Raw genomic sequence first — 25,015 nt, 5'->3', positions numbered from 1 at the left:
CAGTGCAGAGTTTCGGACTAACCCGTCGCGACGTCGGGTGTGGTGGCGCCGGGCGCATCGCCGGCGACCAGCAGCTCATCGGATTCATTCTGCTGCGCGGCGGCCTCAGCGGCAGCCTCGTCGGCGGCGGACTTCGCGGCGCGACCCTCTGGGCTGGCCAGGGAAGCCCCCGCCTGCGTCGCCGTCGCGTAGGCGCCGGTGCAGTTCAGGTAGAACTGGACGGTCCCGGAGGTGTGGGTGACGAAATCCGACTGCAGGAACGGCGCAGTCTGCGACCGGCTCACCGTGCACTGGTCATCGGGCAGCGTGCCGACGCGGGAAGCGATCTCCACGGTCTGCCCGGCATTGCCGGCGGCCGAGGACGCGTCGGAGTAGCTCTGCCCCGCATAACTGTCAGCAGATGCGATACCGGTGCCGAACAGAGCAATCGACGCGCCGGCGGCACCAACCGCGCTAGCGCCGAGCACGACGAGTTTCTTCACGTCTGACCGACCTCCCAGTAAAAGTTCAGAGAATATCCATGATTATCAGGTATAAGAGGACGACCCGACGGACGGATATTACCTGCCATATCACCGGTCCGCACCACTCACCGACATGCCGAGTGGGGCAACTTGAATGGTACCGGGGTACACAGATATATTGACTGCAACCAACGGACACAGATATCTGGAGGGGCCATGTCGAAAGACCTGACCGATCTGCAGCTTTTGCGCGAACTATCGCCGGTTGTCGAGCAAAACATCAACCGTCATATGCAGATGCGTAAGGACTGGAACCCGCATGACTACATCCCATGGTCAGACGGCAAGAACTTCTACGCTCTCGGCGGCCAGGACTGGGATCCCGAACAGTCCAAGCTATCCGAGGTCGCGCAGACGGCAATGGTGCAGAACCTCCTGACCGAGGACAACCTGCCCTCGTATCACCGCGAGATCGCGATGAACTTCTCCATGGACGACCCGTGGGGCTTCTGGGTGAACCGGTGGACCGCCGAAGAGAATCGGCACGGAATCGCGCTGCGCGACTACCTCGTCGTCACCCGGGCCATCGATCCCGTCGAGCTGGAGGTGCTACGGCTCGAGCAGGTCACCCGCGGTTTCAGCCCCGGCCAGAACCAGCAGGGCGACATGTTCGCGGAAAGCCTCTTCGACTCCGTCATGTACGTGTCGTTCCAGGAACTCGCCACCCGCGTCTCGCACCGCAACACCGGCAAGGCGTGCAACGAGCCGATCGCCGACCAGCTGCTGGCACGAGTGTCCGCCGACGAGAACCTGCACATGATCTTCTATCGGGACGTATCGGGCGCCGGCCTGGATATCGCACCCAACCAGGCAATGAAGTCGCTGCACCGGGTGCTGCGCAACTTCAAGATGCCCGGGTACACGGTCCCCGATTTCCGCCGCAAGGCAGTGATCATCGCCGTCGGCGGCGTCTACGATCCGCGCATCCACCTCGACGACGTGGTGATGCCGATCCTCAAGAAATGGCGCATCTTCGAGCGCGAAGACTTCACCGGCGAGGCCGCCGAGCTGCGCGACGACCTCGGCAAGCTGGTCGAGGAGCTTGAGGAAACCTGCGTCAAGTTCGAGGTCGCCAAGGAACGGCGCCTGGAGCGGGAGAAGAAGATGGCGGAGAAGAAGGCGATGAAGAACCTCCTCGCGACATCGGCGGCTTCCTGATTCACGCAACCGAGTTGTCGCCGGCCCGATCTGCTGCAGCACTACAGATCGGGCCGTTCGCGCTGCCCAGCCCCGTCGTCCTGGCCCCGATGGCCGGTGTGACAAATGTCGCATTCCGGATTCTGTGCCGGGAACTCGAGCAGGAACGCGTCGGAACCGTCAGCGGCCTCTATGTCTGCGAGATGGTGACCGCCCGCGCTCTCGTCGAGCGTCATGAATCCACGATGCACATGACGACGTTCGCGCCGCAGGAGTCACCACGTTCGCTGCAGCTGTACACCGTCGACCCCGACACCACCTACGCGGCGGCGAAGATGATCGTCGACGACGACCTCGCCGATCACATCGACATGAACTTCGGCTGCCCGGTGCCGAAGGTAACCCGGCGCGGCGGCGGCGCGGCACTGCCCTACAAGCGTCGACTGTTCGGGCAGATCGTCGCTGCCGCCGTCCGCGCGACCGAGGGCACCGATATTCCGGTCACCGTGAAGTTCCGGGTCGGTATCGACGATGCCCACCACACTCACCTCGACGCGGGCCGGATCGCTGAGCAAGAGGGTGCGGCGGCGGTCGCGCTGCATGCCAGAACAGCTGCCCAGCGCTATTCCGGCGCGGCCGACTGGGAGCAGATCGCCCAGCTCAAAGCGCATGTCACAACGATTCCGGTACTCGGCAACGGGGACATCTTCGACGCCAGCGACGCGCTGGCGATGATGGCCACCACCGGCTGCGACGGGGTGGTCATCGGCCGCGGCTGCCTGGGCCGCCCGTGGCTGTTCGCCGAGCTCTCGGCCGCGTTCAACGGCACCCCCTCACCAGTACCGCCCACCCTGGGTGAAGTCGCTGACATCATCCGTCGGCACGGAGTACTGCTTGCCGCGCACTTCGGCGAGGACAAAGGCATGCGCGATATCCGCAAACATGTCGCGTGGTACCTGCACGGCTTCCCGGTGGGATCGGACCTGCGCCGGGCTCTGGCCCTGGTCAAGACACTCGACGAGCTCGACCGGCTCCTGAACGGCCTCGACCCGGACGTCCCCTTCCCGCCGGCCGCCGCTGGCCCGCGCGGGCGCCAAGGGTCACCGTCCTCGGTCTCGCTGCCGGAGGGCTGGCTCGCCGATCCCGACGACTGCACAGTGCCCTCGGGTGCGGACGCTATGCATTCCGGCGGCTGAATCGAGATGGTCTCGACACCAGGCTTCTCAGGTTGTCTCAGTACGATATTGATCTGTTTGGCGTCGCTCCGGTGGCGCAGCAGTGGTCAGTCCTGCTAAAGACATAGGCAGCACAGTGCGGTGCACGCGCAATGACGCGCGTCGGCCCAGTTAGAGCGCGCGACAACCCGTCAGAGTCGGAGGCTGGATCAGGACATGAGTGACGGCGATAACGCCACTCCTGGCCACCACCGCGAGCCACAACCCGACGGTGTCAACCAGTGGCTTACCAAACCCGGCCGGCCCGAACCAGCCGCCGCGCCGTGGGAGCGACTAAAAACCTCACCGAGTTTTTCTCCGGCTGCCGAATCCGCACCTGAGCGCCCGGCTGCCCCTTCCGGTCAGCACACCGGCGGTATCACCGTCGCCGACCTGATCGCGAAGATCACCGGCGACATTCCCGAGAGCCTGCAGCGCGCCACACAGGAGTCCGAAGCGGCACCGGCCCGGGACTGGCCCGACGACGCCGCCGGACTCGCCGGCGACGCCGCCGATCCGCCGACCATCCCGACGCCGTCGGCGTACGCCTCCGAGATCCCCGACCTGGCCGAGTTGGCCCGCCGTCGCGGGGTCGAAGAGACCACCCTGTTGCCCGCGGTCATCGACCTGGCACTGCCCGCACGCATCGGTGACACCGACGACGCGTCGGACACTCCTCCGCCGGGGCACCCGAAGCGCCGTCGCGCGCTGATGTTCGCGGGCCGCTCGGTCGTGGCACTGATCGCGATCGTCGCGCTCGTCCTGACCGGGGGCGCCTGGAAATGGACCTCGCAGAAGAACAACAACCTCAAGAACGTCGCCGCCCTGGATCTGAACTCGCGAGACATCGTCGACCCCAACGCCCAGTTCGGCGACGAGAACTTCCTGATCGTCGGTGTCGACAGCCGCATCGGCGCGAACAGCGACATGGGGGCGGGCGATACCGAGGACGCCGGCGGCGCCCGCTCGGACACCGTGATGCTGGTGAACATCCCGGCCGACCGCAAACGGGTGGTTGCCGTCTCGTTCCCACGCGACCTTGCGATCACGCCGATGAAGTGTGAGGCGTGGGATCCGGTCACCGGGAAGTACGGACCGCTCTACGACGAGGACACCCAGTCCTACGGCCCCGATGAAGTGTTCACCGAGACGAAGCTGAACTCCGCCTACGCGTTCGGCGGCCCGAAGTGCCTGGTCAAGGTCATTCAGAAGATATCCGGCCTGTCCATCAACCGGTTCATGGCCGTCGACTTCGCCGGCTTTGCGACGATGGTCGACGCCCTCGGCGGCGTGGAGGTGTGCAGCACCACCCCGTTGGAGGACTACGAACTCGGCACCGTCCTGGCCAACGCGGGACGACAGACGATCGACGGCCACACCGCGCTGAACTACGTGCGGGCCCGCCAGGTCACCACCGAGTTCAACGGCGACTACGGGCGTATCAAACGCCAGCAGCTGTTCCTGTCGTCGCTGCTGCGGTCCTTGATCTCCAAGGAGACGTTCTTCTCGCTCTCGAAGCTCAACAACGTCGTCAACATGTTCATCAACGACACCTATGTGGACAACATCGGGACCAAGGACCTCGTCGACCTGGGTCAGTCGCTACAGGGAGTGTCCGCTGGCCGGATCACCTTCGTGACTGTGCCGACGACCGGGATCACCGACAGCTCCGGCAACGAGGAACCCCGCACCGACGGAATCCGCGCGTTGTTCGACGCGATCATCAACGATGATCCGCTGCCCGGCGAGAACGATATGAACGCCACTACCGCGCCGGTCAAGAACAGCCTCACCTCGGGCGGTTCGACCGGGACGCCGTCGCCGGCAGCACCCCCGCGGGGGACCGCGGCCACCGAACTGGTCAACGCCGTGACGACCGCGCCCGCGGATGTGACTGTGCACGTATCCAATTCCACCGGCCAGACCGGGCTGGGCACCACCGTCAGCACCGGCCTGCAGGAGCAGGGCTTCAACGTCGACGCCCCCGACGACTATCCGAAGGAAGTCCCGGCGACCACGGTGATGTTCTCGGCCGGCAACGAGCAGGCGGCCGCCACCGTCGCCGCCGCGTTCGGCAGTCCGCAGATCGAACGGGTCAGTGGGATGGGCGATGTCGTGAAAGTGGTACTCGGCCCCGACTTCGACACGGTCAACGCGCCCCCACCGAGTGGATCCGCGGTCAGCGTGCGTATTTCGCACGGCGCCACCAGCGAGCCCACCGAGCTCCCGGAGGACCTCACGGTCACCAACGCCGCTGACACCACCTGCGAATAGCCGGGCGGCATTCATCGTTCGTTCACCCGCCACGCCGTGACGTTCGCAGGGTTGCCAACGTAGTCTTGGTCCATGCGTACCGCCTACCACGAGCAATTATCGGCGTTATCCGCCAAGCTCGGCGAGATGTGCGGCATGGCAGGGTTGGCAATGGAACGCGCCACCCAGGCTCTGCTGCAAGCTGATCTGGTGCTGGCCGAACAGGTCATCACCGACCACGAGCAGATCAATGCGATGAGCACCCAGGCCGAGGAGAACGCGTTCGTTCTGCTCGCGCTGCAGGCACCCGTTGCCGGTGACCTGCGCTCGATCGTCAGCTCCATCCAGATCGTCGCCGACATCGACCGGATGGGGGCTTTGGCACTGCATGTGGCCAAGATCGCCCGCCGTCGCCATCCGCAGCACGCGCTGCCCGAAGAAGTCAACGGCTACTTCGCCGAAATGGGCCGTGTCGCAGTGGAATTGGGCAACAGCGCGCAAGAGGTGCTGCTGTCCGGGGATCCGGAGAAGGCCGCCCGCATCCGCGAAGAAGACGATGCGATGGACGACCTGCATCAGCACCTGTTCACAGTGCTGATGGACCGTGAATGGAAGCACGGGGTGGCTGCGGCCGTCGACGTGACATTGCTGGGCCGGTTCTACGAGCGCTTTGCCGACCACGCCGTTGAGATCGCCCGCCGGGTCATCTTCCAGACCACCGGCGAACTGCCGACGAGCGAAGACGATATCTACAGCGCCAGATAGTCCCCCGTCAGCTACCAAAAAAGCCCCGCACGCGTGCGGGGCTTTTTTGTTTGCCTGTGGCCGGCTCAGCCGAAGCGGCCGGAAATGTAGTCCTCGGTGGCCTTTTGGCTGGGGTTGGAGAAGATCGTCTCGGTGTTGTCCACCTCGATCAGCTTGCCGGGTTTGCCGGTGGCCTCGAGGTTGAAGAACGCGGTCTGGTCGCTGACGCGGGCCGCCTGTTGCATGTTGTGCGTGACGATGACGATGGTGAAATCCTGCTTGAGCTCCGAGATCAGATCCTCGATCGCCAACGTCGAAATGGGGTCGAGTGCCGAGCAGGGCTCGTCCATCAGCAGCACATCGGGCTGCACCGCGATCGCGCGGGCGATGCACAGCCGCTGCTGCTGACCGCCGGACAGCCCGCCGCCGGGCTTGTCGAGGCGGTCCTTGACCTCGTTCCACAGGTTGGCGCCCTTGAGTGAGCGCTCTGCCGTCTCGTCGAGCGACTTGCGGTTACGCACCCCCTGCAGCTTCAGCCCGGCCACCACGTTGTCGCGAATTGACATGGTGGGAAACGGGTTCGGCCGCTGGAACACCATGCCGATGGTCTTGCGGACACCCACCGGGTCGACGCCGGAGCCGTAGATGTCGTCGCCGTCGAGCAGCACCGAACCCTCGACCCTGGCACCGGGGATGACTTCGTGCATCCGGTTGAGCGTGCGCAGCACGGTCGACTTACCGCAGCCGGACGGGCCGATGAAGGCGGTCACGCTGCGCGGCGGCACCGCCAACGACACGTCGGACACCGCATGGAAGGAGCCGTAGTAGATGTTGACGTCTTTGAGGTCCAGGCGCTTAGCCATGGTGAGAGCTCCTTAGCCTAAATCTTTTTCGGGGCAAAGAATTTCGCGACGAACCGGGCCCCGATGTTGAGGACCGCGATCAGCACCACCAGGGTCAGCGCGGCGCCCCAGAGGCGGTCGGTTGGGACCGGGTTGGCGCCGGCACCCGCGGAGGTCTGGTCGTACATCATGCCGGGCAGCGACCCCATGAAGCCGCCGAACATATCGAAGTTGATCGCCTGGGAGTACCCGACCAAGATCAGCAGGGGAGCCGTCTCGCCCATCACCCGCGCCAGCGCCAGCATGATGCCGGTGACGATGCCCGACAACGCAGTCGGAATCACAATCTTGGCAATGGTTTTCCACTTGGGCACGCCCAGTGCGTAGCTGGCCTCGCGCAGGTCCATCGGGACGATGCGCAGCATTTCCTCAGTGGAGCGGACGATCACCGGGATCATCAGCAGCACCAGGGCCAGCGATACCGCGAAGCCGGACCGTTGGAACCCGAGCGTCGCCACCCACAGTGCGTAGATGAACAACGCCGCGACGATCGACGGCACACCGGTGAGGATGTCGACCATGAAGGTGGTGACCTTGCCCAGGCGGGTACCGCCGCCGTATTCGACCAGGTAGATACCGACGAAGACACCGATCGGGATCGAGATGATCGCGCACACCAGGCCTTGCAACAGGGTGCCGACCAGCGCGTGGTAGACACCGCCGCCAGGTGCGAACGCCGTCATGCCTGACTGCGAGTTCATCCACCAGGTGGAATCGAGCACCACCCCGATGCCTTTGGAGATGACGGTGTAAAGCACCCAGATCAGCGGCACGATCGCCACCAGAACCGAGAGTGAAACCAGTACGGTGGCAAGGTTGTTCGTCATTTTGCGCCGGGTGCTGACACCCTGGAAGGTGAGCGCTTTGACCGGCTTGTCGAGCGTCGAGGTCATCGTCTACCCTTTCCGGCTGACTGCGGCACGGGCCAGCGAGTTCACCACGAATGTGAGGATGAACAGGACCAGGCCGGCCGCGATGTAGGCGCCCGCCTTGTATTCGTCGTTGAACTCCGAGGCGGCGGAGGCGATCTTGCTGGCGAAGGTGTAGCCGCCGTCGAACAAGGTCCACCCGAAGGCCTTCTGGGTACCGCGCAGGATGATCAGCAGCGCGATGGTCTCACCGAGTGCACGGCCGAGGCCGAGCATCGCCCCACTGATATAGCCGGACAGACCGAACGGCAGCACGGTCGTCCGCACCACCTCCCACCGGGTGGCGCCCAGGGCGAGCGCCGCTTCGATCTGGCCCCGCGGCGTTTGGATGAACACCTCGCGGCTGACCGCGGTGATGATCGGCAGGATCATCACCGCGAGCACGATGCCCGCGGTGAAGATCGTGCCGCCGCCGGTCACCGACGCGTTTCCCGTGGAGAACAGGAAAATCCAGCCAAACGTGTCGTTGAGCCACACCGCAACGGGTTTGATCACCGGCGCCAGCACGTAGATGCCCCACACGCCGTAGATGATCGACGGCACGGCGGCCAGCAAGTCCACCATGTAGCTCAGTGGACTTGCCAGCCGTCGCGGGGAGTACTGCGTGAGGAAGATCGCGATGCCCAGCGCCACCGGCATCGCGAGCAGCAACGCGAACAGCGAGACGAACACCGTGACCTGAAGCAATTCGAAGATGCCGAAGTGCATCGCCGAGGTGTCGGTGGTGACCCAGTTTCCGCCGAAGAGGAAGAAGTTCTCCTCGTTGCGGGCCAGCGCGGGAACTGCGCGCCAGAGCAGAAACAGGGCGATCGCCGCGATCAGAGCGATGATGAATATGCCCGAACCCTCGGACAGCCCGCGGAATACCCGGTCCCCCAGCCGAACCTTGGAGTTCTTGCTGGGATTGGTGGAGATGGGCGGCTTCTCCCCGATCGGTTGGGCCATCGCCTCTCCCGACCCGGCATCGGCTGGATTCGGCAGTGTCACATCGACCCCATCACTTATCGGTCTGGTCATACATCCTCACCGTTTTCGGACCGGTTCGCAGGGCAACTAAGGGATAGCTGGCTGATCGCTACTGAATCGCCGAAACCGACGTCAGCAGACGCTCCTTGAACTTGTCCGGCAGCGGCACGTAACCGGCTGCGGCGAGCCCGGCCTGGCCGTCGTTGGCCGAAACCGTCAGAAAGGATTTCACAGCGGCCGCGGTGTCGGCGTCGTAGCCCTTCGAGCAGACGATCTCGTAGGTGGCCAGCATCAGCGGGTAGGCGCCCGCTTCCTTGGTGGCGTACAGCGAGTTCAGGTCCAGCACCAGGTCATTGCCCTCGGCCGCGAACTTGGCCGAGTCGATGGCCGTCTTGGCGGTGTCGTCGGTCAACTCGACCGCGCCGCTACCGGTGTCGATCGCCGCGACGGTCAGCTTGGCCTGATCGGCGAAGCCCTTCTCGACGTAGCCGATCGAACCTTCGGTGGCCTGAACCGCCTGCACGACGCCCGCGGTCTTCTGCGCGCCTTCGCCGGCACCGCCCTGGAACTCCTTGCCCGCGCCCTTGGTCCAGGTCTGCGGAGCAGCGGCACCGAGGTACTTCTGGAAGTTGTCGGTGGTGCCCGACGAATCCGAGCGGTAGATCGGGGTGATCTTGGTGCCGGGCAGGTTCGCGCCGCTGTTGAGCGCGGCGATCGCCGGGTCATTCCACGTGGTGATGGCACCGGTGAAGATCTTGGCCAGCACATCGGCGTTCACGACCAGCTTGTCGACGCCCGGGAGGTTGTAGCCCAGCGCGACGGGGCCGAACACCAGCGGCAGGTTCCAGGCCGGGTTGCCACCGCAGCGCGCGGCTGCGGGATCGACCTGGTCCTTCGACAGCGGCGAGTCGGAGCCGGCGAAGTCGACCTGCTTGGCGATGAACTGGGTGACGCCCGCGCCTGAACCCGTCGGGTTGTACGACAGGTTCTTGCCCGCGCACTTCTGGCCCCACACCTGGTTGAAGACCGCGATGGCGTTCTGCTGAGCGGTCGAGCCCTCTGCAGTCAGAGCGTTCTTGCCACCGCAGTCGGCGGCGGCGGACGAGCTGCCCGACGCCCCGGAGGCCGCGGTCGAGGCGCTGCTTCCCGAGTTGTTGTCGCTACCGCATGCAGTCAGAGTCAGGCCTGCGATCGCCGTCGCTGACACGGTCGCAAGAACTGCCTTGCCAAAAGTATTGCGCTTCACCTATCCCGCTTTCCTCAAGGACCTGCCGGGACGGTCGCCCGGCTGCCAGTGCCATTCCCCCGGCAACGTATTCGCTGGTAATGGACTAAACCCCGATGGCAGATGAACGAAGGGTGAACAGCGGCGCCAACGCACGGTATCCGTCAGCTGTGAGTGAAACGGAGCGTCGGCTGCTTACCTAAATGTCAATAACGGCCGCATAGGCAGTGTCGACACTGTGAACGACGAACCCCAGCCGCTCATATGTGCGCACCGCGGCGGCGTTGTCGGACTCCACGTACAGCAGGACTGTCGGGTCGGCCTCTGCGGCCAACTCCCGGGCCAACCAGGCCACACCGACCTGCGTCAGCGTGCGCCCCAGGCCCCTGCCCTGAGCCTGCGGATCGACGCCGACGATATACACCTCGCCGACCCTCCCGACCCCGGGCTCCTCGGCGTGCACCTTGGTCCAGTGGAAACCCAGCAGCCGCTCGGGCACGTCGCCCTGGCCTCGCCCGAAGGCCAGGAACAGACCGGACGGATCGAACCATGCCTCCCCCCGGCGCTCGGCGATCTCGGCGTCGGTCCAGCCACCCTGCTCGGGGTGCCAGGCGAAGGCGGCGTTGTTGACGCGCAGCAATTCGGCATCATCGGACGGGCCCGCGTAGGTCCGGATCTCGAGGTTCTCGGGGATCTCGGCCGCGGTCAGCTCCCGCAGTGAACGTCGCATCTGCAACAGCTCGCGGACCGGGGTCAGGTGCAGCGCCGCGGCCGTCGCCTTCGCGGCGGGCAGCGTGCCGTGCGCCCAGAACCGGGTCCGCCCTTCGGTGCGCTCGAGTGCCCCGGCGATCAGGGCCGTCCCGACGCCGCGCTTACGGGCGTCGGGACGCACCACCAGCTCGGCCATCTCTGGCGTCAGGTTGAGGTAGCCGAGAAGGCTCCCGTCATTGCCCGCGGCGGTCAGGTGTTCGGTACGCTGCTGCCCCAACTCGCGCAGCACCTGCTCGCCGACCGGCGCCACTCCGTCGAATTCTGTTGCCGCATTTACTATTTCGCGGATCTGCTGTTGATCATCCGGCGTTAGCGACGAACTCCAGTGCAGCCGGGTCACTGACTGCGGAGGGGGTTTGCGAACGAATCCGGCACACTGTCGGGGGCCGAATCGAAGTCGTCGCCGTCGTCGGGCAGATCATCGGCAAGGTCCGCCTCCGCAGGCGTGGGCCTGCCTCGAGCCGGACGTACCGCCTTGTAACCGACGTTGCGGACGGTTCCGATCAGCGATTCGTACTCGGTACCGAGCTTGGCCCGGAGCCGTCGCACGTGGACGTCGACGGTGCGGGTGCCGCCGAAGAAGTCGTAGCCCCACACCTCTTGCAGCAGTTGAGCCCTGGTGAACACCCGGCCGGCGTGCTGCGCAAGATACTTCAGAAGTTCGAATTCCTTATAGGTCAAGTCGAGCGGACGGCCGCGCAACCGCGCGGTGTAGGTGCCTTCGTCGATCACCAACTCGCCGAGGCTGACCTTGCCGACACTCTCTTGGCTGGCGATGCCGCCGCGGCGGCCGACCAGCAGGCGCAGCCGGGCGTCGATCTCGGCGGGCCCGGTACTGGGCAGGAGGATCTCGTCCAGCCCCCATTCGACGTTGACGGCAACCAGACCGCCCTCGTTGACGACGGCCACGACCGGCACCGACGTTCCGGTGGTGCCCAACAGACGACACAGGCCGCGTGCAGCAGCCAGGTCCGTGCGCGCATCGACGATCGCCACATCCGCGGTGCCCGCCTCCAAAAGAGACGAAACCTCAGTCGGCGCCGATCGCACGTTATGCGCGAGCAGCGAAAGTGAGGGCAGCACCGCCTCAGGATGAGGGTCGACGGTGAGTAGCAGTAGATCCAATAGGCCCTCCAGCGATCGGAAGATCATCTCCCCGATTCATGGCCGACACATCACCGTTACCGGCCAAGGTGACCTAACGATAGCTTGCAACCTGGCATTAAGCCGCCCCAAGTGTCTTCTGCAGCGGGCAGCTGCCGGCCAAACGGCACAGTGTGGCGGTTCTGGCGAACATCTAGGCCAGAATGTCGGCGTGCGCAAATTGCTGATCAGCTTCGGCGTGGCGGCGCTCGTCGTCGTACTCGGGGCCGTCGGCGTCGACTTCGGAACCACGATCTTCGCCGAATACCGCCTGTCCAGAACGGTCCGCAGCGCCGCAGGGCTGAAATGGGACCCGTCGGTCGCGATTCTCAGCTTCCCGTTCATCCCGCAGGCGATGAATCACCACTACAAAGAGGTGGAGATCAAAGCCAATGACGTCGAACACCCCCGGGTCGGCAAGGCGTCACTGGAGGGCACCCTGCACTCGATCGACCTGACCGACGCATCATGGCTGATCAGGCCCGACGCGAAACTGCCGGTCGGCGAGGTGGAGAGCCGGATCATCATCGACTCCGCTCACCTGGGCCGGTTCATCGGCATTCATGACCTGATGGTCGAGGCTCCGCCGCGAGAGTCCAATGACGCCACCGGCGGCACCACCGAATCGGGCATCTCGGGCAGCGACGGCCTGGTGTTCACCGGCACCCCGCAGGCGGCCGGTTTCGAGGAGCGGGTGAGCGTCTCGGTCGATCTGTCCATGACCGGACCCGACCAGACCACGCTGGTCTTCACCCCGACCGGCATTCTGACCGGCCCGGGCACGGCCGATCAGCCGGTCCCCGAGGACAAGAAGACTGCGGTGCTCGCCGCATTCGCGTCCAGCCTGCCCGATCAGAAACTCCCGTTCGGCGTAGCACCGACCAGTCAGGGGGTCCGCGGCTCCGACGTCATCATCGAGGGCATCGCCAAGGGAGTAACCATCACGCTCGCGGGGTTTAGACAGTCATGACTCCGTTGTTCACCGCAGTCGCGATCGTGCTGGCTCTTGGACTGGCATCGGTCGTCGGCTGGCTGATGAACCGGCGGTCAGGAGTGCTGAAAACGGTCACCGCGCCCGGCAAGACCGACGGTGACGAACTCGACACCACCGAACTGGGGCTTTCATCGACCGGGCCGACGATCGTGCATTTCAGCGCGGTGTGGTGTGGGCCGTGCGCGGGGGTACGCCGGGTGGTCGACCAGATTTGCGCCGATCTCGACACTGTCGCGCACGTCGAGATCGACATGGACGCCAATCCGGCCGCCGCGCGCAGGCTTTCAGTGCTCTCGCTGCCGACCACGTTCATCTTCGACGCGGACGGGCAGTTGCGATACCGCACCGCGGGTGTGCCGAAGGCCGCTGACCTGCGGTCGGCACTGGAACCGTTATTGGCTTGAGCGCCGTGTCATTAGGTAAGGTACGAGGCGTGTCAACCCGCCACGAGCTCATGCTCACCAAGCGCCGCGCAGTCGATCTGTGCCGCACCGCGGGCTGTTGCTGTTGTTGTTGTAGCTGCTGAGTAGTCGCGCCCACTTTTCGCGTCGCTCTCGGAGCACACCTGGGGCCTCTCGTATCCAGCCCAAACCACACAACAGGAGCACTTTTATGTCGACTACCAAATCTCCGGAGCAGGTGGATGTGCGGGGACCCCGCTTCGTCGCCTGGATCACGACGGCCGTCCTGATCGTCACGCTGGTCGTCGCCGCCTTCAGCCCCGTCGCAGCTGCCGTGATCCTCGGTCTGCAGACCCTGGTCTTCGCGGTGGGCGCCTCGCTGGGACCACGCCGGCACCCGTACGGCCGCATCTTCGGCGCCGTCGTCGCACCTCGCCTGGGCCCGGTCACCGACCGGGAACCGGTTCCCCCGCTGAAATTCGCCCAGCTGGTCGGCTTCGTCTTCGCGCTGGTCGGCACGGTCGGCTTCGCTCTCGGATTCGGCGCGCTCGGACTCGTAGCCACGGCGTTCGCGTTGTTCGCGGCCTTCCTGAATGCAGCGTTCGGCATCTGCCTGGGCTGCCAGCTCTACCCGCTCGTCGCGCGCCTGCGACGGGCACCCTTGCAAGCCTGACTGCTCACCCGACAAGCAACCTGAAAGGACCACTCCATGGCTCGCTCCGACGTCCTGGTCTCCACCGACTGGGCTGAGAGCAATCTCGACGCACCGAACACCGTGTTCGTCGAGGTCGACGAGGACGCCAGCGCCTACGACACCGGTCACATCGCCGGTGCGGTCAAGCTGGACTGGAAGGCCGATCTGCAGGATCCGATCCGCCGGGATTTCGTCGACGCCCAGCAGTTCTCCAAACTGCTGTCCGACCGCGGTATCGCCAACGACGACACCGTGATCCTTTACGGCGGTAACAACAACTGGTTCGCCGCCTACGCCTACTGGTATTTCAAGCTCTACGGACACGACAACGTCAAGCTGCTCGACGGCGGCCGCAAGAAGTGGGAACTCGACGGCCGCCCGCTGTCCGCCGACGCGGTGCACCGGCCAGAGACCAGCTACACGGCCAAGGACCCCGACACCAGCATCCGTGCGTTCCGCGACGAGGTGATCGCCTCGATCGGCGAGAAGAACCTGGTCGACGTGCGCTCCCCTGACGAGTTCTCCGGCAAGATTCTGGCGCCCGCCCACCTGCCACAGGAGCAGAGCCAGCGTCCCGGCCACATTCCGGGAGCCATCAACGTGCCGTGGAGCAAGGCCGCCAACGAGGACGGCACCTTCAAGTCCGATGAGGACCTGGCCAAGCTGTACGGCGACGCTGGCCTCGACGGCGAGAAGGAAATCATCGCCTACTGCCGCATCGGCGAACGTTCGTCGCACACCTGGTTCGTGCTGCGCGAGCTCCTCGGACATCAGAACGTCAAGAACTATGACGGCAGTTGGTGCGAATACGGCTCCCTGGTGGGTGCCCCGATTGAGTTGGGAAGTTGATATGTGCTCTGCACCCAAGCAAGGACAGGCCCTGCCTGCGAGCGTTGACCTGGAGAAGGAAACGGTGATCACCGGACGCGTGGTCGACGGTTCCGGGCAGAGCGTCGGCGGCGCCTTCGTGCGTCTGCTCGACGGCTCCGACGAGTTCACCGCCGAGGTCGTCGCGTCGGCCACCGGCGACTTCCGCTTCTTCGCCGCCCCCGGCACCTGGCGCGTGCGCGCTCTGTCGTCCGCGGGTAATGGCGACGCCGTGGTTGTCCCCGCCGGCGCCGGCATCCACGAGGTCGACGTCAAGGTCGCCTAGCCGGTATGGAGGCGACTCGAGGCCGAAGGCCTCGGGCTGCAATCGGACGTGGGTTGCCGGTGACGAGTGAACACTCGCACTGGTAGAGCCACAGTTGCAGATCAGGAGGCCTCCGGTGAGTTTCAACGGTACGAGTGTCGGGTTGGACGTGCATGCGCTTTCGGTGGTTGCGCGTGCATTCGATGAGGAAACGGGTCGGGTCGAGCGGGCACGGTGCCCGAGGCCGAGTCGGTCGGTCGACGGCGAGGTAGGCGAACTGGACCTGCGGGAAAGCTATGAACAACAACAGCATTCGATCGACTGCCGTTGTGACGCCCGTCCCTAGAGAGCAGCCACCGTTCGCGCCGAACCATCGTCTTGCGGTACCCAACCCGCGTATATCAGTCTGACACCAACCGTCGTTGACCAACGACCGCCGCGGCACCGACTGACCCCGATCAAACGAAAGCCGCCCCGGCACCAAAACCGGGGCGGCTTTCACCTGCCTAGTGACAAACGACGCCTACATATCAGCTTTCCGATGGGCACACACGTGTCTGTCCGGCGGCACGCCGCTCAGGGCGGACAGGCATGTGCGCTCACGGGAAACTGCACCGGGTCAGCCGACACGACGCGCACAAACTAGGATCAACGCCGTGGTTCTTTTCTACGAAATCGCTCTCGTCCTGTGCACGGTCGTGATCACCTGGTTCGCGTTGTACGCGCTGTACCGGCTCATCACCGACGAGTCGTGACGGACAGCGAACCGACTCCAGGCTCGGCTGACGCCGCGATAGCTGCAGCCGCCGAACGCGGGCGCATCACTGCCGCGCGCAATATCCCGGTGTTCGACGACCTGCCTGCGCCCCCGGATACCGCGAACCTCCGCGAGGGCGCCAATCTGCACGACGCCCTGTTGGCGCTGCTGCCGTTGGTCGGAGTATGGCGTGGTGAGGGCGAGGGGCTCGGCCCCGATGGCGACTACCGGTTCGGCCAGCAGATCATCGTCTCGCACGACGGCGGCGACTACCTCAACTGGGAAGCCCGGTCGTGGCGGCTCGACGAAGCCGGCGAATACCACGTCCACGACCTTCGCGAGACCGGGTACTGGCGCTTCGTCGACGATCCGACCGACCCGGGTGAGTCGCAAGCCATCGAGCTGCTGCTGGCCCACTCGGCCGGCTACGTCGAGCTGTTCTATGGCCGGCCACTGAACCAGTCGTCATGGGAGCTCGTGACGGATGCACTGGCCCGCAGCAAGTCCGGCCAACTCGTCGGTGGCGCCAAGCGGCTCTACGGCATTGTCGAGGGCGGTGATCTGGCCTATGTCGAGGAGCGCGTCGACGCGGATGGCGGATTGGTCCCTCACCTGTCCGCGAGACTGACCCGGTTCGTCGGTTAGCCCACCCCTTCCCCAGGAGAACTGTGACTTTTCGCGTGCCCGCACGCGTCCTCATCGGAGGCGTGCTGCTCAGCGGTGCGGTCGGCTGCGGATCTCCGGCACCCGCACCTGAACCCAATCCGAGCAGCAGCGCACCAGCCACTGCGGAACACGGCGCCTTCGCGCATTGCCTGTCCGAACACGGCGTCGCCGAACCCGCGGGCGAATCCGGCGTCGACCAGGCCACCTGGGATTCCGCCAGGCAGGCCTGCGCATCCCTCGCGCCGGGTCCCGGCCCTGGACCCGCGACGCCCTGACTAGGCGCGCCCCGCGTCAGTGACGCGGCGCAGGAACTGTCGGGTGCGCTCGTGCGTCGGTGCGACGAGGACCTGCTCGGGCGGCCCGGACTCGATGATGCGACCACCGTCGAGGAACGCGACCGTGCTGGCGACCTGGCGGGCGAATCCCATCTCGTGCGTGGCCATGACGATCGTGCGGCCGGCCTCGGCGAGTTCCCTGACCAGGGCGAGCACCTCACCGACCAGCTCGGGGTCGAGCGCGCTGGTGATCTCGTCGAGGAGCAACAACCGGGGGTCGTAGGCCAGCGCACGCGCGATGGCGACCCGCTGCTGCTGGCCGCCCGACAGTTTGTCCGGATAGGCGTCGGCCTTGTCGGATAACCCGACGCGGGCCAGCAGGTCCCGGCCACGCTCTGCCGCGTCGCGCCGGTTCACCCCGTGCACGACGCGCGGCGCCAACGTGACATTGCCGAGCACGGTCATATGCGGGAACAGGTTGAAAGACTGGAACACCATGCCCATTGCCTGGCGTTCGACATCGCCGTCGACGCGCGGATCGCTGATATCGCGCCCGTCGAGAAAGATCTGGCCGTCGTCGATCTCCTCGAGCAGGTCGGCGCAGCGCAGCAGTGTGGACTTGCCCGACCCGGACGCACCGATCAGCACGACAACCTGATGCTCGGCGATATCGAGGTCTATCCCGTCGAGCACCCGCCGCTCTCCGTAGGCCTTGACCAGTCCGCGGACGGACAGCACCGGCGTTCCCGATGCTGTTTCCGGCGCTGCTTCGGACGCCCTCACAGCGCGCCCTGCCGCGTCGCCGACCGGCGGGCCACCCAGTCGGCGAGCCGAGCCGACGGCACCGCCAGCGCGATGAACAGCAACCCGGCCACGACGTACGGGGTGAAGTTGTAGCTGCTGGCGGCTTGGATCTGTGCGGCGCGCACGGCGTCGACGGCGCCCAGCACCGAGATCAGCCCACAGTCCTTCTGCAGCGCGACGAAATCGTTCAGCAATGCCGGCGTGACCCGGCGGGCGGCCTGTGGCAGCACCACGAGTTGCAGTGTCCGCCGGTAGTTCAGGCCAAGTGATTTCGCCGCCGCGAGCTGAGACGGATGCACGGATTCAATACCTGCCCGAAACACCTCGGCGACGTAAGCCGAGTAGACGAGCACCAAGGCCAGGCCGCCGAGCAGCACCGGATTGTTGGGCACCCCGGACAGGCGCAGCCCCGGCAACCCGAACCCGACGAGATAGAGGCAGATCAGCAGCGGCAGGCCGCGAAACAGATCGACGTACCCGATGGCCAACGCCCGCACCGGGAACCAGACCGGCCCCCGCAGGGACCGCGCCGCCGCCAGCGCCAGCCCGACGATCAGGATCAGCACCTGGCACACCACCAACACCCGGACGTTGAGCCACAGCCCGTCCAGCAGGGCCGGCAGGCTCTCCCACCCGATGCGTACGTTGAAGAACGAGTCCCGTACGCGCGGCCACCCCGGCGATGACATCGTCGCGAAGGCCACCACCGCCGCGAAGACGACAGTGGAGGCCATCGCTACCAACGTGGAGCGCCGGGCCCGGGAGCGCCGGTAGGCCAGACGTTCGGCGGCGAGTGCTGTCACTTAAGGACCGGCGCGGCACCGGCTTCGGCGAGCCACTGCTGCTGCAGTTTCGCCAGGGTGCCGTCGGCGGCCAACTCGTCGACGGCTTTCGACACGCAGATGGTCAGCGGGCTGCCCTTGTCGAGCACGATGCCGAATTGCTCGGGTTTGTCTGTACCCGTTGGCAATTGACCCACGATGAGGCCGTCGGTGAGTTCACTCTCCACCTCGAACGCGGTGGGCAGGTCCAACACCAGCGCGTCGATCTGTCCGTTGGTCAGCGCCGCTTTGGCATCGTCGTTGTTGTTGTACACGGCGATGGGTGCACTGGCGCCGACGGCCTGCGCCGCGGTGTAGCTGGTGGTGCCGACTTGCGCCCCCAGCTTCAGCGATTTCAGCCCGGCCAGCGTCTTCACCGCCGCCGCCGGCGACGATTTCACGGTCACCAAGGCCTGGGTGACGTCGTAGTACGGGGAGGAGAAGTCGACGGCCTGTCTACGTTCGTCGGTGATGGAGAACTCGTTGAGGTTGGCGTCGAATGTCTTGGGTCCCGGCGCGATCGCCGCGTTGAAGGGCACTCGCACCCACGTGACCGCGTCACCCTTGTAGCCGAGTTTGTCGGCGACTGCGTACGCCACTGCCGACTCATAGCCCTTGCCGTTGGCCGGGGCGTCGTCGACGAACCAGGGCGGGTACGCGGGCTGGTCGGTGCCGAAGGTGAAGGTACCGGCAGACAGCGTGGACAGAGACGCCTTGTCGCACTGCGGTCCCGACGAGCCGGTGGCCGCAGGTTTCTCGTCGGCCGGGGCACAGCCCGCGAGAACGATCAGACCGGCAGCCACAAGACTCGACATCGAGGTGATACGCATGCGCGGCATCATCGCGCACCCGAGGTGGCAACGCCAGATATCGGCGCACAGCGCGCTAATGGTCGGGCAGGCGGGCGCACACCTCACAGCGGGCTGATATCGGATCGATAACCCGCGCTCATCAGCTGTTTCTACTGTCGACTCCGACGATCAACCGCCCCACCGAGGAGTTCGAATTGCCGCACAATTTCCGCTTTGCCGTCGTGACCGCAGCTGCCGCCGCAGCGTTGATCGGCGGGGTGGTGGGCTGCTCATCCGATCCACCCGCCGCATCAGCCACCCCGTCGGGATCGGCGCCGGCGGGCCACGAGGCGTTCACCCAATGCATGTCGGACAACGGGGTTCCGGCTCCGCCCGACGGTGGTCCCGGTGGTCCAGGCGGCGGGCCCGGCGGCCCCGGTGGTCCTGGCGGTCCTGGCGGTCCGCCGCCCTCTGATGTACCGGCCGGTGAGCACGGCACGCCGCCGGCTCCGCCCGGGGTCGACGAGAGCACCTGGCAATCGGCGATGGAGGCGTGCGCGTCGTTGGCGCCCGCTCCCCCAGGCCACTGAAAGTCAAGACCCCAGACATGGGACGACCCCCGAGCCGTTGGTTCCCAGGTTGGACGGGCCGGGGGCTCGGGGGTCGGGTGGCTGCAGGAAATTCGCCAGCGCGCGCAGGTGATTTCCTCGCCTGGTGCTGCTAGCGGGCAGCCACCTCACATGTCCATGAAGCTATCAATTTCGCGGACCACCTCCTCTCCTGTGTACCGCCGACCGTACTCGGGTCCTCGCGGCTCGACAACTGTTTTTCGCAGTCAGCGATCACTGAGAATCGCGGCGTCGACGAGGCCGGCGAACTCGGCGGCAATCGGTGCCGGCCGCAGCGGCCTGCCGTCGAGAGTGTGCACCCTGGCCCCGAGAGTGATCGCCGAGATGAGCCAAACACCCTGCGCGGAAAGGAGATCCGCAGGTCGCAGAGCCCGGTAGTCACAGTCGTAGCCCTTGTCGCGAGCCACCTCGAACAGCGCCTGCTGGGTGGTGCCACGCAGGATCGGGTACCACGGCGGCGGCGTGCGCAGGCAGACCGAGGACTCACCTGCCTCTCCGCTGACGGCGATCACCACCGTCGAGCGCGGGCCTTCCAACAGGAACCCGTCCGAGCTGACGAACAGGACATCGTCGGCACCCTGATGCGCGGCGTGGCGCAGCGCGGCCATGTTGACCGCGTAGGACAACGTCTTGGCGCCGGCGAGCAGCCACGGCATGGCGTCCGACCCCACGGCGGGCAGCCCGCGCTCGAGCGAGATCGCCGACACGCCCTCGCGCCGGGCCACCGCAACCCGCTCTGCCAACGGGTTGACGGTGATGTAGGAGGTAGGCGGGGAGCCGCTCTCCCGGCCACGGGTATAGACCAGCCGAAGCGCGCCCTCGGCTCCGGTCTGTGCGGTCCACTCCCGGGCGGCGACGTCGATCGCGTTCCGCCAGGCGGCCAGATCGGGTTCGGGCAGCTCCAGGAGTTTCGCGGAGTGCGTCAGACGGGCCAGGTGCGCTTCGACCAGACAGGGCCCGCCGGCCCGGACCAGGAGGGTTTCGAAGACGCCATCGCCGCGCACGGCCGCCAGATCATCGGCGTAGAGCAGCGGCGAGTGGGCGTCTACGGACCCGCCGTCGAGCGTGACCACCACTGCCATGGGCACACAGCGTAGTGGCGGCGCAGTCGCGGGGAATAACGCGAGTCGCTGGACCGTAGTGTTGCGTTGTGACAGTCGCAGTTACCGCCCCGTCGACCGGCCCCGACGCCGGTGCCATCTGGCACTACGGCGATCCCCTCGGTGAGCAGCGGGCAGCGCTGACCGACGCCGTCGTGGTCGACCGCTCGCATCGCGCCGTCCTCGAGCTCACCGGGCCGGAGCGGCTGAGCTGGCTGCACAGCATTTCCAGCCAGCACGTCGCTGCCCTTCCCGACGGCGCCACCACCGAGAACCTGAGCCTCGACGGCCAGGGCCGGGTGGAGGATCACTGGATTCAGACCGAGTTGGCCGGCGTCACCTACCTGGACACCGAGCCGTGGCGCGGAGAGCCCCTGCTGGCCTACCTGCAGAAGATGGTGTTCTGGGCGAAGGCGACCCCGGCCGCCGCAGATCTCGCGGTGTTGTCGCTGCTGGGCCCACGCTTGGCCGATCCAGCGGTGCTGCAGGTGCTCGGCGTCTCCGCGTTGCCCGACGAATCCACCGCCGTGGCGGTGCCCGGGGGCGGGTTCCTGCGCCGGATGCCCACTGGCGAGAACAGCGTCATCGAGCTCGACCTCGTCGTCCCGCGGGACGCCACAGGTTCCTGGCTCGACCGGCTGGAGGCAGCGGGAGTCCGGCGGGCCGGTGTCTGGGCCTACGAGGCGCAACGGGTGGCCGCGTTACGGCCCCGGCTGGGCGTCGACACCGACGATCGCACCATTCCACACGAGGTCGGCTGGATCGGTCGGGCCGTTCATCTCGACAAGGGTTGCTACCGCGGCCAGGAAACCGTGGCGCGCGTGCACAATCTGGGCAAGCCGCCCCGGATGCTGGTTCTGGTCCATTTGGACGGCTCGGAGGACCGCCCGGCCACCGGCGATCCGCTGCTCGCCGGTGGGCGTGCCGTCGGCCGACTCGGCACCATCGTGGACCATGTCGATCTCGGCCCCGTGGCGCTGGCGTTGGTCAAACGCACACTGCCTGCCGACACCGAACTGACGACTGGCGGAAACGTGCAGGTCGCAGCGGTGATGGATGTCGAATCACTGCCGCCGACGGATGTCGCAGGCGCTGGACGCGTCGCCATCGATCGGCTGCGGGGGCTCGAGAGATGACCTGTGATGTTCACCGCCGCCGGGCCTGCCAGCGCTCGGCGTCGGGGCCAGGTAAAGTAATCGCAGGACAATAAACACACACAGATCGGAGCCGCCTGCTCGTTGGGCCGCTCCGTTATTGCGCGAGGGGGTTCCCCCATGGGCCGCGGCCGGGCTAAGGCAAAGCAGACCAAGGTTGCTCGAGAGCTGAAATATAGCTCCCCGCAGACCGACTTCAGTCGGCTCCAGGAGGAGTTGGCGGGTTCGCCTGCGAGCGAACCTGACGACCTTGAAGAGGTAGACGATTCGTGGCGAGACCAGGACAGCTGGCGACGCTAAGACGATCCCGAGGTCACTAGAACCTCGGGTGCCTCCCCACCAACGTTGCGCGCGGCGTGTCCTTGCTGCCCTTCTTCACGGTGCCGAGGGTCCAGCTACTCAGGTGACGGGCGGTCAGGATGGCCAGCGCGCGGTCGGTGTCCTCCGGCGCGACGACGGCAACCATTCCGACGCCCATGTTGAACGTCTTCTCCATTTCGGCACGCTCGATACGGCCGCGTTGGGCGATCAGACCGAACACCGGCGCCGGTGTCCACGTGCCGCGTTCCAGTTCGGCGGTGAGCCCCGGCGGCATGACGCGCTCCAGGTTGCCCGCCAAACCACCGCCGGTGACGTGGCAGAACGTCCGGACCTGTGTTTCGGCGGCCAGCGCCAAACAGTCCTTGGCATAGATGCGGGTGGGCTCCAACAACTCTTCCCCCAGCGTGCGGCCGAATTCCTCGACATGGCCTGCCAGGTCCATCCGGTCGATCTCGAGCAGCACCTTGCGGGCCAGGGAGTAGCCGTTGGAATGCAGGCCGGATGAGCCCATCGCGATGATGACGTCACCTGGGCGAACGCGTTCTGGCCCGAGTACGTTATCGGCCTCGACGACGCCGATGCCGGTTGCGGAGAGGTCGTAGTGATCGGGTTCCATCAGTCCGGGATGCTCGGCGGTCTCGCCGCCCAGAAGCGCGCAACCGGCCTGTACGCATCCGTCGGCGATGCCGGCCACGATGGCCTGGACCCGCTCGGGGACCGTACGCCCCACGGCGATGTAGTCCTGCAGGAACAGCGGCTCGGCACCGCACACCACCAGGTCGTCGACCACCATCGCGACCAGGTCGAGCCCGACGGTGTCGTGCTTGTCCATGGCTTGGGCAACGGCCAGTTTGGTGCCGACACCGTCAGTCGAGGCAGCCAACAGCGGCTCTCGATAGCCGCTTCTGAGGGCGAACAGGCCGGCGAACCCTCCGAGACCGCCGCGCACCTCAGGCCGGGTTGCCTTCATTGCCAGCGGTTTGAAAAGTTCGACGGCGCGATCGCCGGCTTCGATGTCCACCCCAGCTGACGCATAGGAGATGGCGTGGGACAAGGGTGGGTCTTCAGCGCGATCGGTCATCGGGCCTCAATCTACCGGGCCAGGCTTCACGCCGGTATCCGCAGGGCGACCCCGACGCGCTGGAGGTTTCCTGCCGATCGTCATGTGTTCTGAGTCACCCTGCTCAACCATGGCCGCCCCTCGCTTTCTTGTGATTTTGCTCACCACATTTTCCCACTGTGCTGTTCCCCACCGGACCGAGGATTACACCCCCAGATGACGGCCGTCTCCGGGGCACGGCAGGCCCCGGACCGCAGATGGTTTGCGCCGGACCCCTTCGGTGAACACGTGCACCATGCGCTGTCTTGTCACCGGTTCAACCGGGTATATCGGTAGCCGGTTGATCCCGGAGTTGCTTGCTCGCGGGCACGAGGTCCGGGCGATGGCACGGACCCCGGACAAGTTGTCGGATGTCCCCTGGCGTGACGACGTCGAGGTGGCCCGGGGCGACCTCACCGACCCTGACTCCCTGACCACCGCGTTCGACGATTGCGATGTGGTCTTCTACCTGGCGCACGCGATGGGTACCTCGGACGATTTCGTCGCCGCAGAACGGGACGCCGCCAACAACGTGGTGATCGCTGCGAAGAGGGCCGCTGTCGGCCGGATCGTCTATCTGTCCGGCCTGCATCCGTCGGGGGTCGAGCTCTCGCGGCATCTGCAGTCGCGTACCGCGGTGGGCGACATCCTCATCGACTCGGGTATCGAGACGATCGTTCTGCAGGCCGGCGTGGTCATCGGCTCCGGCTCGGCGTCGTTCGAGATGATCCGCCATCTCACCGATCGATTGCCCGTGATGACCACACCGAAGTGGGTGCACAACAAGATCCAGCCGATCGCGGTCCGTGATGTGCTGCATTATCTGGCCGAGGCGGCGACCGCCGCGGTGCCCGAGTCGCGGACCTGGGATATCGGCGGACCGGACGTGATGGAGTACGGCGACATGATGCAGATCTACGCCAACGTCGCGGGGTTGCGCCGGCGTCGCATTCTGGTCCTGCCGTTCCTGACACCGACCATCGCGAGCTGGTGGGTGGGCCTGGTGACGCCGATCCCGGCAGGTCTGGCCCGGCCGCTGGTGGAGTCTCTGCACGTCGATGCGGTGGCCGACGAGCACGATATCGACACGGTGATCGCGGCTCCGCCCGACGGTCTCACGCCCTACCGCGAGTCGGTCGAACTGGCCCTGGATCAGCACAACCGCGGCCAGTTCAGCCCGACCTGGGATTCGCCCACCCCGGCCGGAGCGCTGCCGACCGACCCGGCCTGGTCCGGCGAAGTCGTGCTCACCGACACGGTGTCGGCCACCACGTCGACCGGTCCGGAGCAGGTCTTCGCAGCCGCCGCCCGATCGGACGACGGGCGTTGGCACGTCCAGTCCACTGATACCAATTGCTCTGTGCGCCTGCGGGATCGGGGTCGGTTACCCGGCGACGCCTGGCTCGATATCCGGGTCAGTGCACGCGAGAACGGCGGCAGTGACGTGCATCAGCAAGCCACCTTGTGTCCGCGCGGCTTGGCCGGGCGGATCTACGCGGTGACGGTCTGGCCGGTCCGCCGGAACCTGCTGCGCCGACGGGTGAATCGACTCCTGGTGTAGCCCAAGCG

Annotated in this window: 28 protein-coding genes; 16 read left to right on the top strand and 12 right to left on the bottom strand. The window is 66.1% G+C overall.

Annotated elements, in window-relative coordinates; all coding sequences use genetic code 11:
* Positions 1–17: 17 nt before the first annotated feature.
* Positions 18–482: a hypothetical protein gene (locus H7J73_RS32240; protein WP_264071910.1), complete on the bottom strand. Its 465-nt coding sequence runs from the start codon at positions 480–482 to the stop codon at positions 18–20.
* Between the two features lie 198 nt (positions 483–680).
* On the opposite strand from H7J73_RS32240, the gene H7J73_RS32235 reads away from it, so the two are divergent.
* From H7J73_RS32235 to phoU, 4 genes are all read left to right on the top strand, one after another.
* Positions 681–1,682, top strand: coding sequence for an acyl-ACP desaturase (locus H7J73_RS32235; RefSeq protein WP_264071909.1), 1,002 nt, complete (start codon positions 681–683; stop codon positions 1,680–1,682).
* A gap of 14 nt (positions 1,683–1,696) precedes the next feature.
* Positions 1,697–2,857, top strand: a complete 1,161-nt coding sequence (gene dusB, locus H7J73_RS32230; protein WP_264071908.1) for a tRNA dihydrouridine synthase DusB — start codon at positions 1,697–1,699, stop codon at positions 2,855–2,857.
* 195 nt (positions 2,858–3,052) lie between these two features.
* Positions 3,053–5,149: an LCP family protein gene (locus tag H7J73_RS32225; RefSeq protein WP_264071907.1), complete on the top strand. Its 2,097-nt coding sequence runs from the start codon at positions 3,053–3,055 to the stop codon at positions 5,147–5,149.
* A 72-nt stretch (positions 5,150–5,221) separates the two neighbouring features.
* Entirely contained in the window at positions 5,222–5,893 is a 672-nt protein-coding gene (gene phoU, locus H7J73_RS32220) for a phosphate signaling complex protein PhoU (RefSeq protein ID WP_264071906.1), read from the top strand.
* A gap of 65 nt (positions 5,894–5,958) precedes the next feature.
* On the opposite strand, the gene pstB is transcribed toward phoU, so the two are convergent.
* From pstB to H7J73_RS32190, 6 genes are all read right to left on the bottom strand, one after another.
* On the bottom strand, positions 5,959–6,735 hold the full coding sequence (gene pstB, locus H7J73_RS32215; protein ID WP_264071905.1) for a phosphate ABC transporter ATP-binding protein PstB: 777 nt from the start codon (positions 6,733–6,735) through the stop codon (positions 5,959–5,961).
* A gap of 17 nt (positions 6,736–6,752) precedes the next feature.
* Entirely contained in the window at positions 6,753–7,667 is a 915-nt protein-coding gene (gene pstA / locus H7J73_RS32210; RefSeq protein ID WP_264071904.1) for a phosphate ABC transporter permease PstA, read from the bottom strand.
* Between the two features lie 3 nt (positions 7,668–7,670).
* Positions 7,671–8,720: a phosphate ABC transporter permease subunit PstC gene (gene pstC, locus H7J73_RS32205; RefSeq protein ID WP_264071903.1), complete on the bottom strand. Its 1,050-nt coding sequence runs from the start codon at positions 8,718–8,720 to the stop codon at positions 7,671–7,673.
* Positions 8,721–8,778: 58 nt separating this feature from the next.
* Positions 8,779–9,915, bottom strand: a complete 1,137-nt coding sequence (gene pstS / locus H7J73_RS32200; RefSeq protein WP_264071902.1) for a phosphate ABC transporter substrate-binding protein PstS — start codon at positions 9,913–9,915, stop codon at positions 8,779–8,781.
* A gap of 178 nt (positions 9,916–10,093) precedes the next feature.
* Entirely contained in the window at positions 10,094–11,005 is a 912-nt protein-coding gene (gene mshD, locus H7J73_RS32195) for a mycothiol synthase (RefSeq protein ID WP_264071901.1), read from the bottom strand.
* On the bottom strand, positions 11,002–11,790 hold the full coding sequence (locus tag H7J73_RS32190) for a winged helix-turn-helix transcriptional regulator (RefSeq protein WP_264072028.1): 789 nt from the start codon (positions 11,788–11,790) through the stop codon (positions 11,002–11,004). The genes mshD and H7J73_RS32190 overlap by 4 nt, the downstream gene beginning before the upstream one ends.
* 190 nt (positions 11,791–11,980) lie before the next feature.
* Between H7J73_RS32190 and lmeA the strand changes: the two genes are divergently transcribed.
* The 8 genes from lmeA (at position 11,981) to H7J73_RS32155 (ending at position 16,727) form a co-directional block, all read left to right on the top strand.
* Positions 11,981–12,778 (top strand): mannan chain length control protein LmeA, encoded by a 798-nt coding sequence (lmeA, locus tag H7J73_RS32185; RefSeq protein ID WP_264071900.1) that lies wholly within the window; start codon positions 11,981–11,983, stop codon positions 12,776–12,778.
* On the top strand, positions 12,775–13,206 hold the full coding sequence (locus H7J73_RS32180; protein ID WP_264071899.1) for a thioredoxin family protein: 432 nt from the start codon (positions 12,775–12,777) through the stop codon (positions 13,204–13,206). The genes lmeA and H7J73_RS32180 overlap by 4 nt, the downstream gene beginning before the upstream one ends.
* A gap of 5 nt (positions 13,207–13,211) precedes the next feature.
* Complete coding sequence (locus H7J73_RS33910; RefSeq protein WP_353962016.1) at positions 13,212–13,328, top strand: Ms5788A family Cys-rich leader peptide; 117 nt, start codon at positions 13,212–13,214, stop codon at positions 13,326–13,328.
* Between the two features lie 86 nt (positions 13,329–13,414).
* Complete coding sequence (locus tag H7J73_RS32175) at positions 13,415–13,876, top strand: DUF4395 domain-containing protein (RefSeq protein WP_264071898.1); 462 nt, start codon at positions 13,415–13,417, stop codon at positions 13,874–13,876.
* 36 nt (positions 13,877–13,912) lie between these two features.
* Positions 13,913–14,746 (top strand): sulfurtransferase, encoded by an 834-nt coding sequence (locus H7J73_RS32170; protein ID WP_264071897.1) that lies wholly within the window; start codon positions 13,913–13,915, stop codon positions 14,744–14,746.
* Position 14,747: 1 nt separating this feature from the next.
* Positions 14,748–15,050, top strand: a complete 303-nt coding sequence (locus tag H7J73_RS32165; RefSeq protein ID WP_264071896.1) for a DUF1416 domain-containing protein — start codon at positions 14,748–14,750, stop codon at positions 15,048–15,050.
* Between the two features lie 730 nt (positions 15,051–15,780).
* A complete protein-coding gene (locus tag H7J73_RS32160) occupies positions 15,781–16,431 on the top strand; it encodes a heme-binding beta-barrel domain-containing protein (RefSeq protein ID WP_264071895.1) in 651 nt (216 codons plus the stop codon).
* A gap of 23 nt (positions 16,432–16,454) precedes the next feature.
* A complete protein-coding gene (locus H7J73_RS32155; RefSeq protein WP_264071894.1) occupies positions 16,455–16,727 on the top strand; it encodes a hypothetical protein in 273 nt (90 codons plus the stop codon).
* Here the strand turns inward: H7J73_RS32155 and H7J73_RS32150 are convergent, their stop codons facing one another.
* Genes H7J73_RS32150 through H7J73_RS32140 form a run of 3 tightly spaced genes read right to left on the bottom strand, consistent with a single transcriptional unit; the run spans position 16,728 to position 19,182 of the window.
* Positions 16,728–17,510 (bottom strand): amino acid ABC transporter ATP-binding protein, encoded by a 783-nt coding sequence (locus H7J73_RS32150; protein ID WP_308207457.1) that lies wholly within the window; start codon positions 17,508–17,510, stop codon positions 16,728–16,730.
* Positions 17,507–18,334 carry an amino acid ABC transporter permease gene (locus H7J73_RS32145; RefSeq protein ID WP_264071893.1) on the bottom strand — a complete coding sequence of 276 codons (828 nt, stop codon included), beginning with the start codon at positions 18,332–18,334 and terminating at the stop codon, positions 17,507–17,509. The genes H7J73_RS32150 and H7J73_RS32145 overlap by 4 nt, the downstream gene beginning before the upstream one ends.
* The gene (locus H7J73_RS32140) at positions 18,331–19,182 is read right to left on the bottom strand and encodes an ABC transporter substrate-binding protein (protein ID WP_264071892.1); all 852 of its coding nucleotides are present in this window, start codon (positions 19,180–19,182) and stop codon (positions 18,331–18,333) included. Before H7J73_RS32140 ends, H7J73_RS32145 begins: the two co-directional genes overlap by 4 nt.
* A gap of 176 nt (positions 19,183–19,358) precedes the next feature.
* On the opposite strand from H7J73_RS32140, the gene H7J73_RS32135 reads away from it, so the two are divergent.
* The gene (locus tag H7J73_RS32135) at positions 19,359–19,733 is read left to right on the top strand and encodes a hypothetical protein (RefSeq protein ID WP_264071891.1); all 375 of its coding nucleotides are present in this window, start codon (positions 19,359–19,361) and stop codon (positions 19,731–19,733) included.
* A gap of 245 nt (positions 19,734–19,978) precedes the next feature.
* Here the strand turns inward: H7J73_RS32135 and H7J73_RS32130 are convergent, their stop codons facing one another.
* The gene (locus tag H7J73_RS32130; protein ID WP_264071890.1) at positions 19,979–20,854 is read right to left on the bottom strand and encodes an aminodeoxychorismate lyase; all 876 of its coding nucleotides are present in this window, start codon (positions 20,852–20,854) and stop codon (positions 19,979–19,981) included.
* A 68-nt stretch (positions 20,855–20,922) separates the two neighbouring features.
* On the opposite strand from H7J73_RS32130, the gene ygfZ reads away from it, so the two are divergent.
* Together ygfZ and H7J73_RS32120 are read left to right on the top strand one after the other, a co-directional pair.
* Positions 20,923–22,008, top strand: a complete 1,086-nt coding sequence (ygfZ, locus tag H7J73_RS32125; RefSeq protein ID WP_264071889.1) for a CAF17-like 4Fe-4S cluster assembly/insertion protein YgfZ — start codon at positions 20,923–20,925, stop codon at positions 22,006–22,008.
* A 138-nt stretch (positions 22,009–22,146) separates the two neighbouring features.
* On the top strand, positions 22,147–22,326 hold the full coding sequence (locus H7J73_RS32120) for a DUF3073 domain-containing protein (protein ID WP_264071888.1): 180 nt from the start codon (positions 22,147–22,149) through the stop codon (positions 22,324–22,326).
* Positions 22,327–22,342: 16 nt separating this feature from the next.
* On the opposite strand, the gene purM is transcribed toward H7J73_RS32120, so the two are convergent.
* Positions 22,343–23,428, bottom strand: a complete 1,086-nt coding sequence (gene purM / locus H7J73_RS32115; RefSeq protein WP_264071887.1) for a phosphoribosylformylglycinamidine cyclo-ligase — start codon at positions 23,426–23,428, stop codon at positions 22,343–22,345.
* Positions 23,429–23,702: 274 nt separating this feature from the next.
* Between purM and H7J73_RS32110 the strand changes: the two genes are divergently transcribed.
* On the top strand, positions 23,703–25,007 hold the full coding sequence (locus H7J73_RS32110) for a DUF2867 domain-containing protein (protein ID WP_264072026.1): 1,305 nt from the start codon (positions 23,703–23,705) through the stop codon (positions 25,005–25,007).
* Positions 25,008–25,015 lie beyond the last annotated feature (8 nt).

Source organism: Mycolicibacterium komossense, assembly GCF_025822605.1.
Lineage (GTDB): Bacteria > Actinomycetota > Actinomycetes > Mycobacteriales > Mycobacteriaceae > Mycobacterium > Mycobacterium komossense.
Note: the sequence above shows the minus strand (reverse complement) of the source record. Positions and strands in the feature narration are given on the sequence as shown.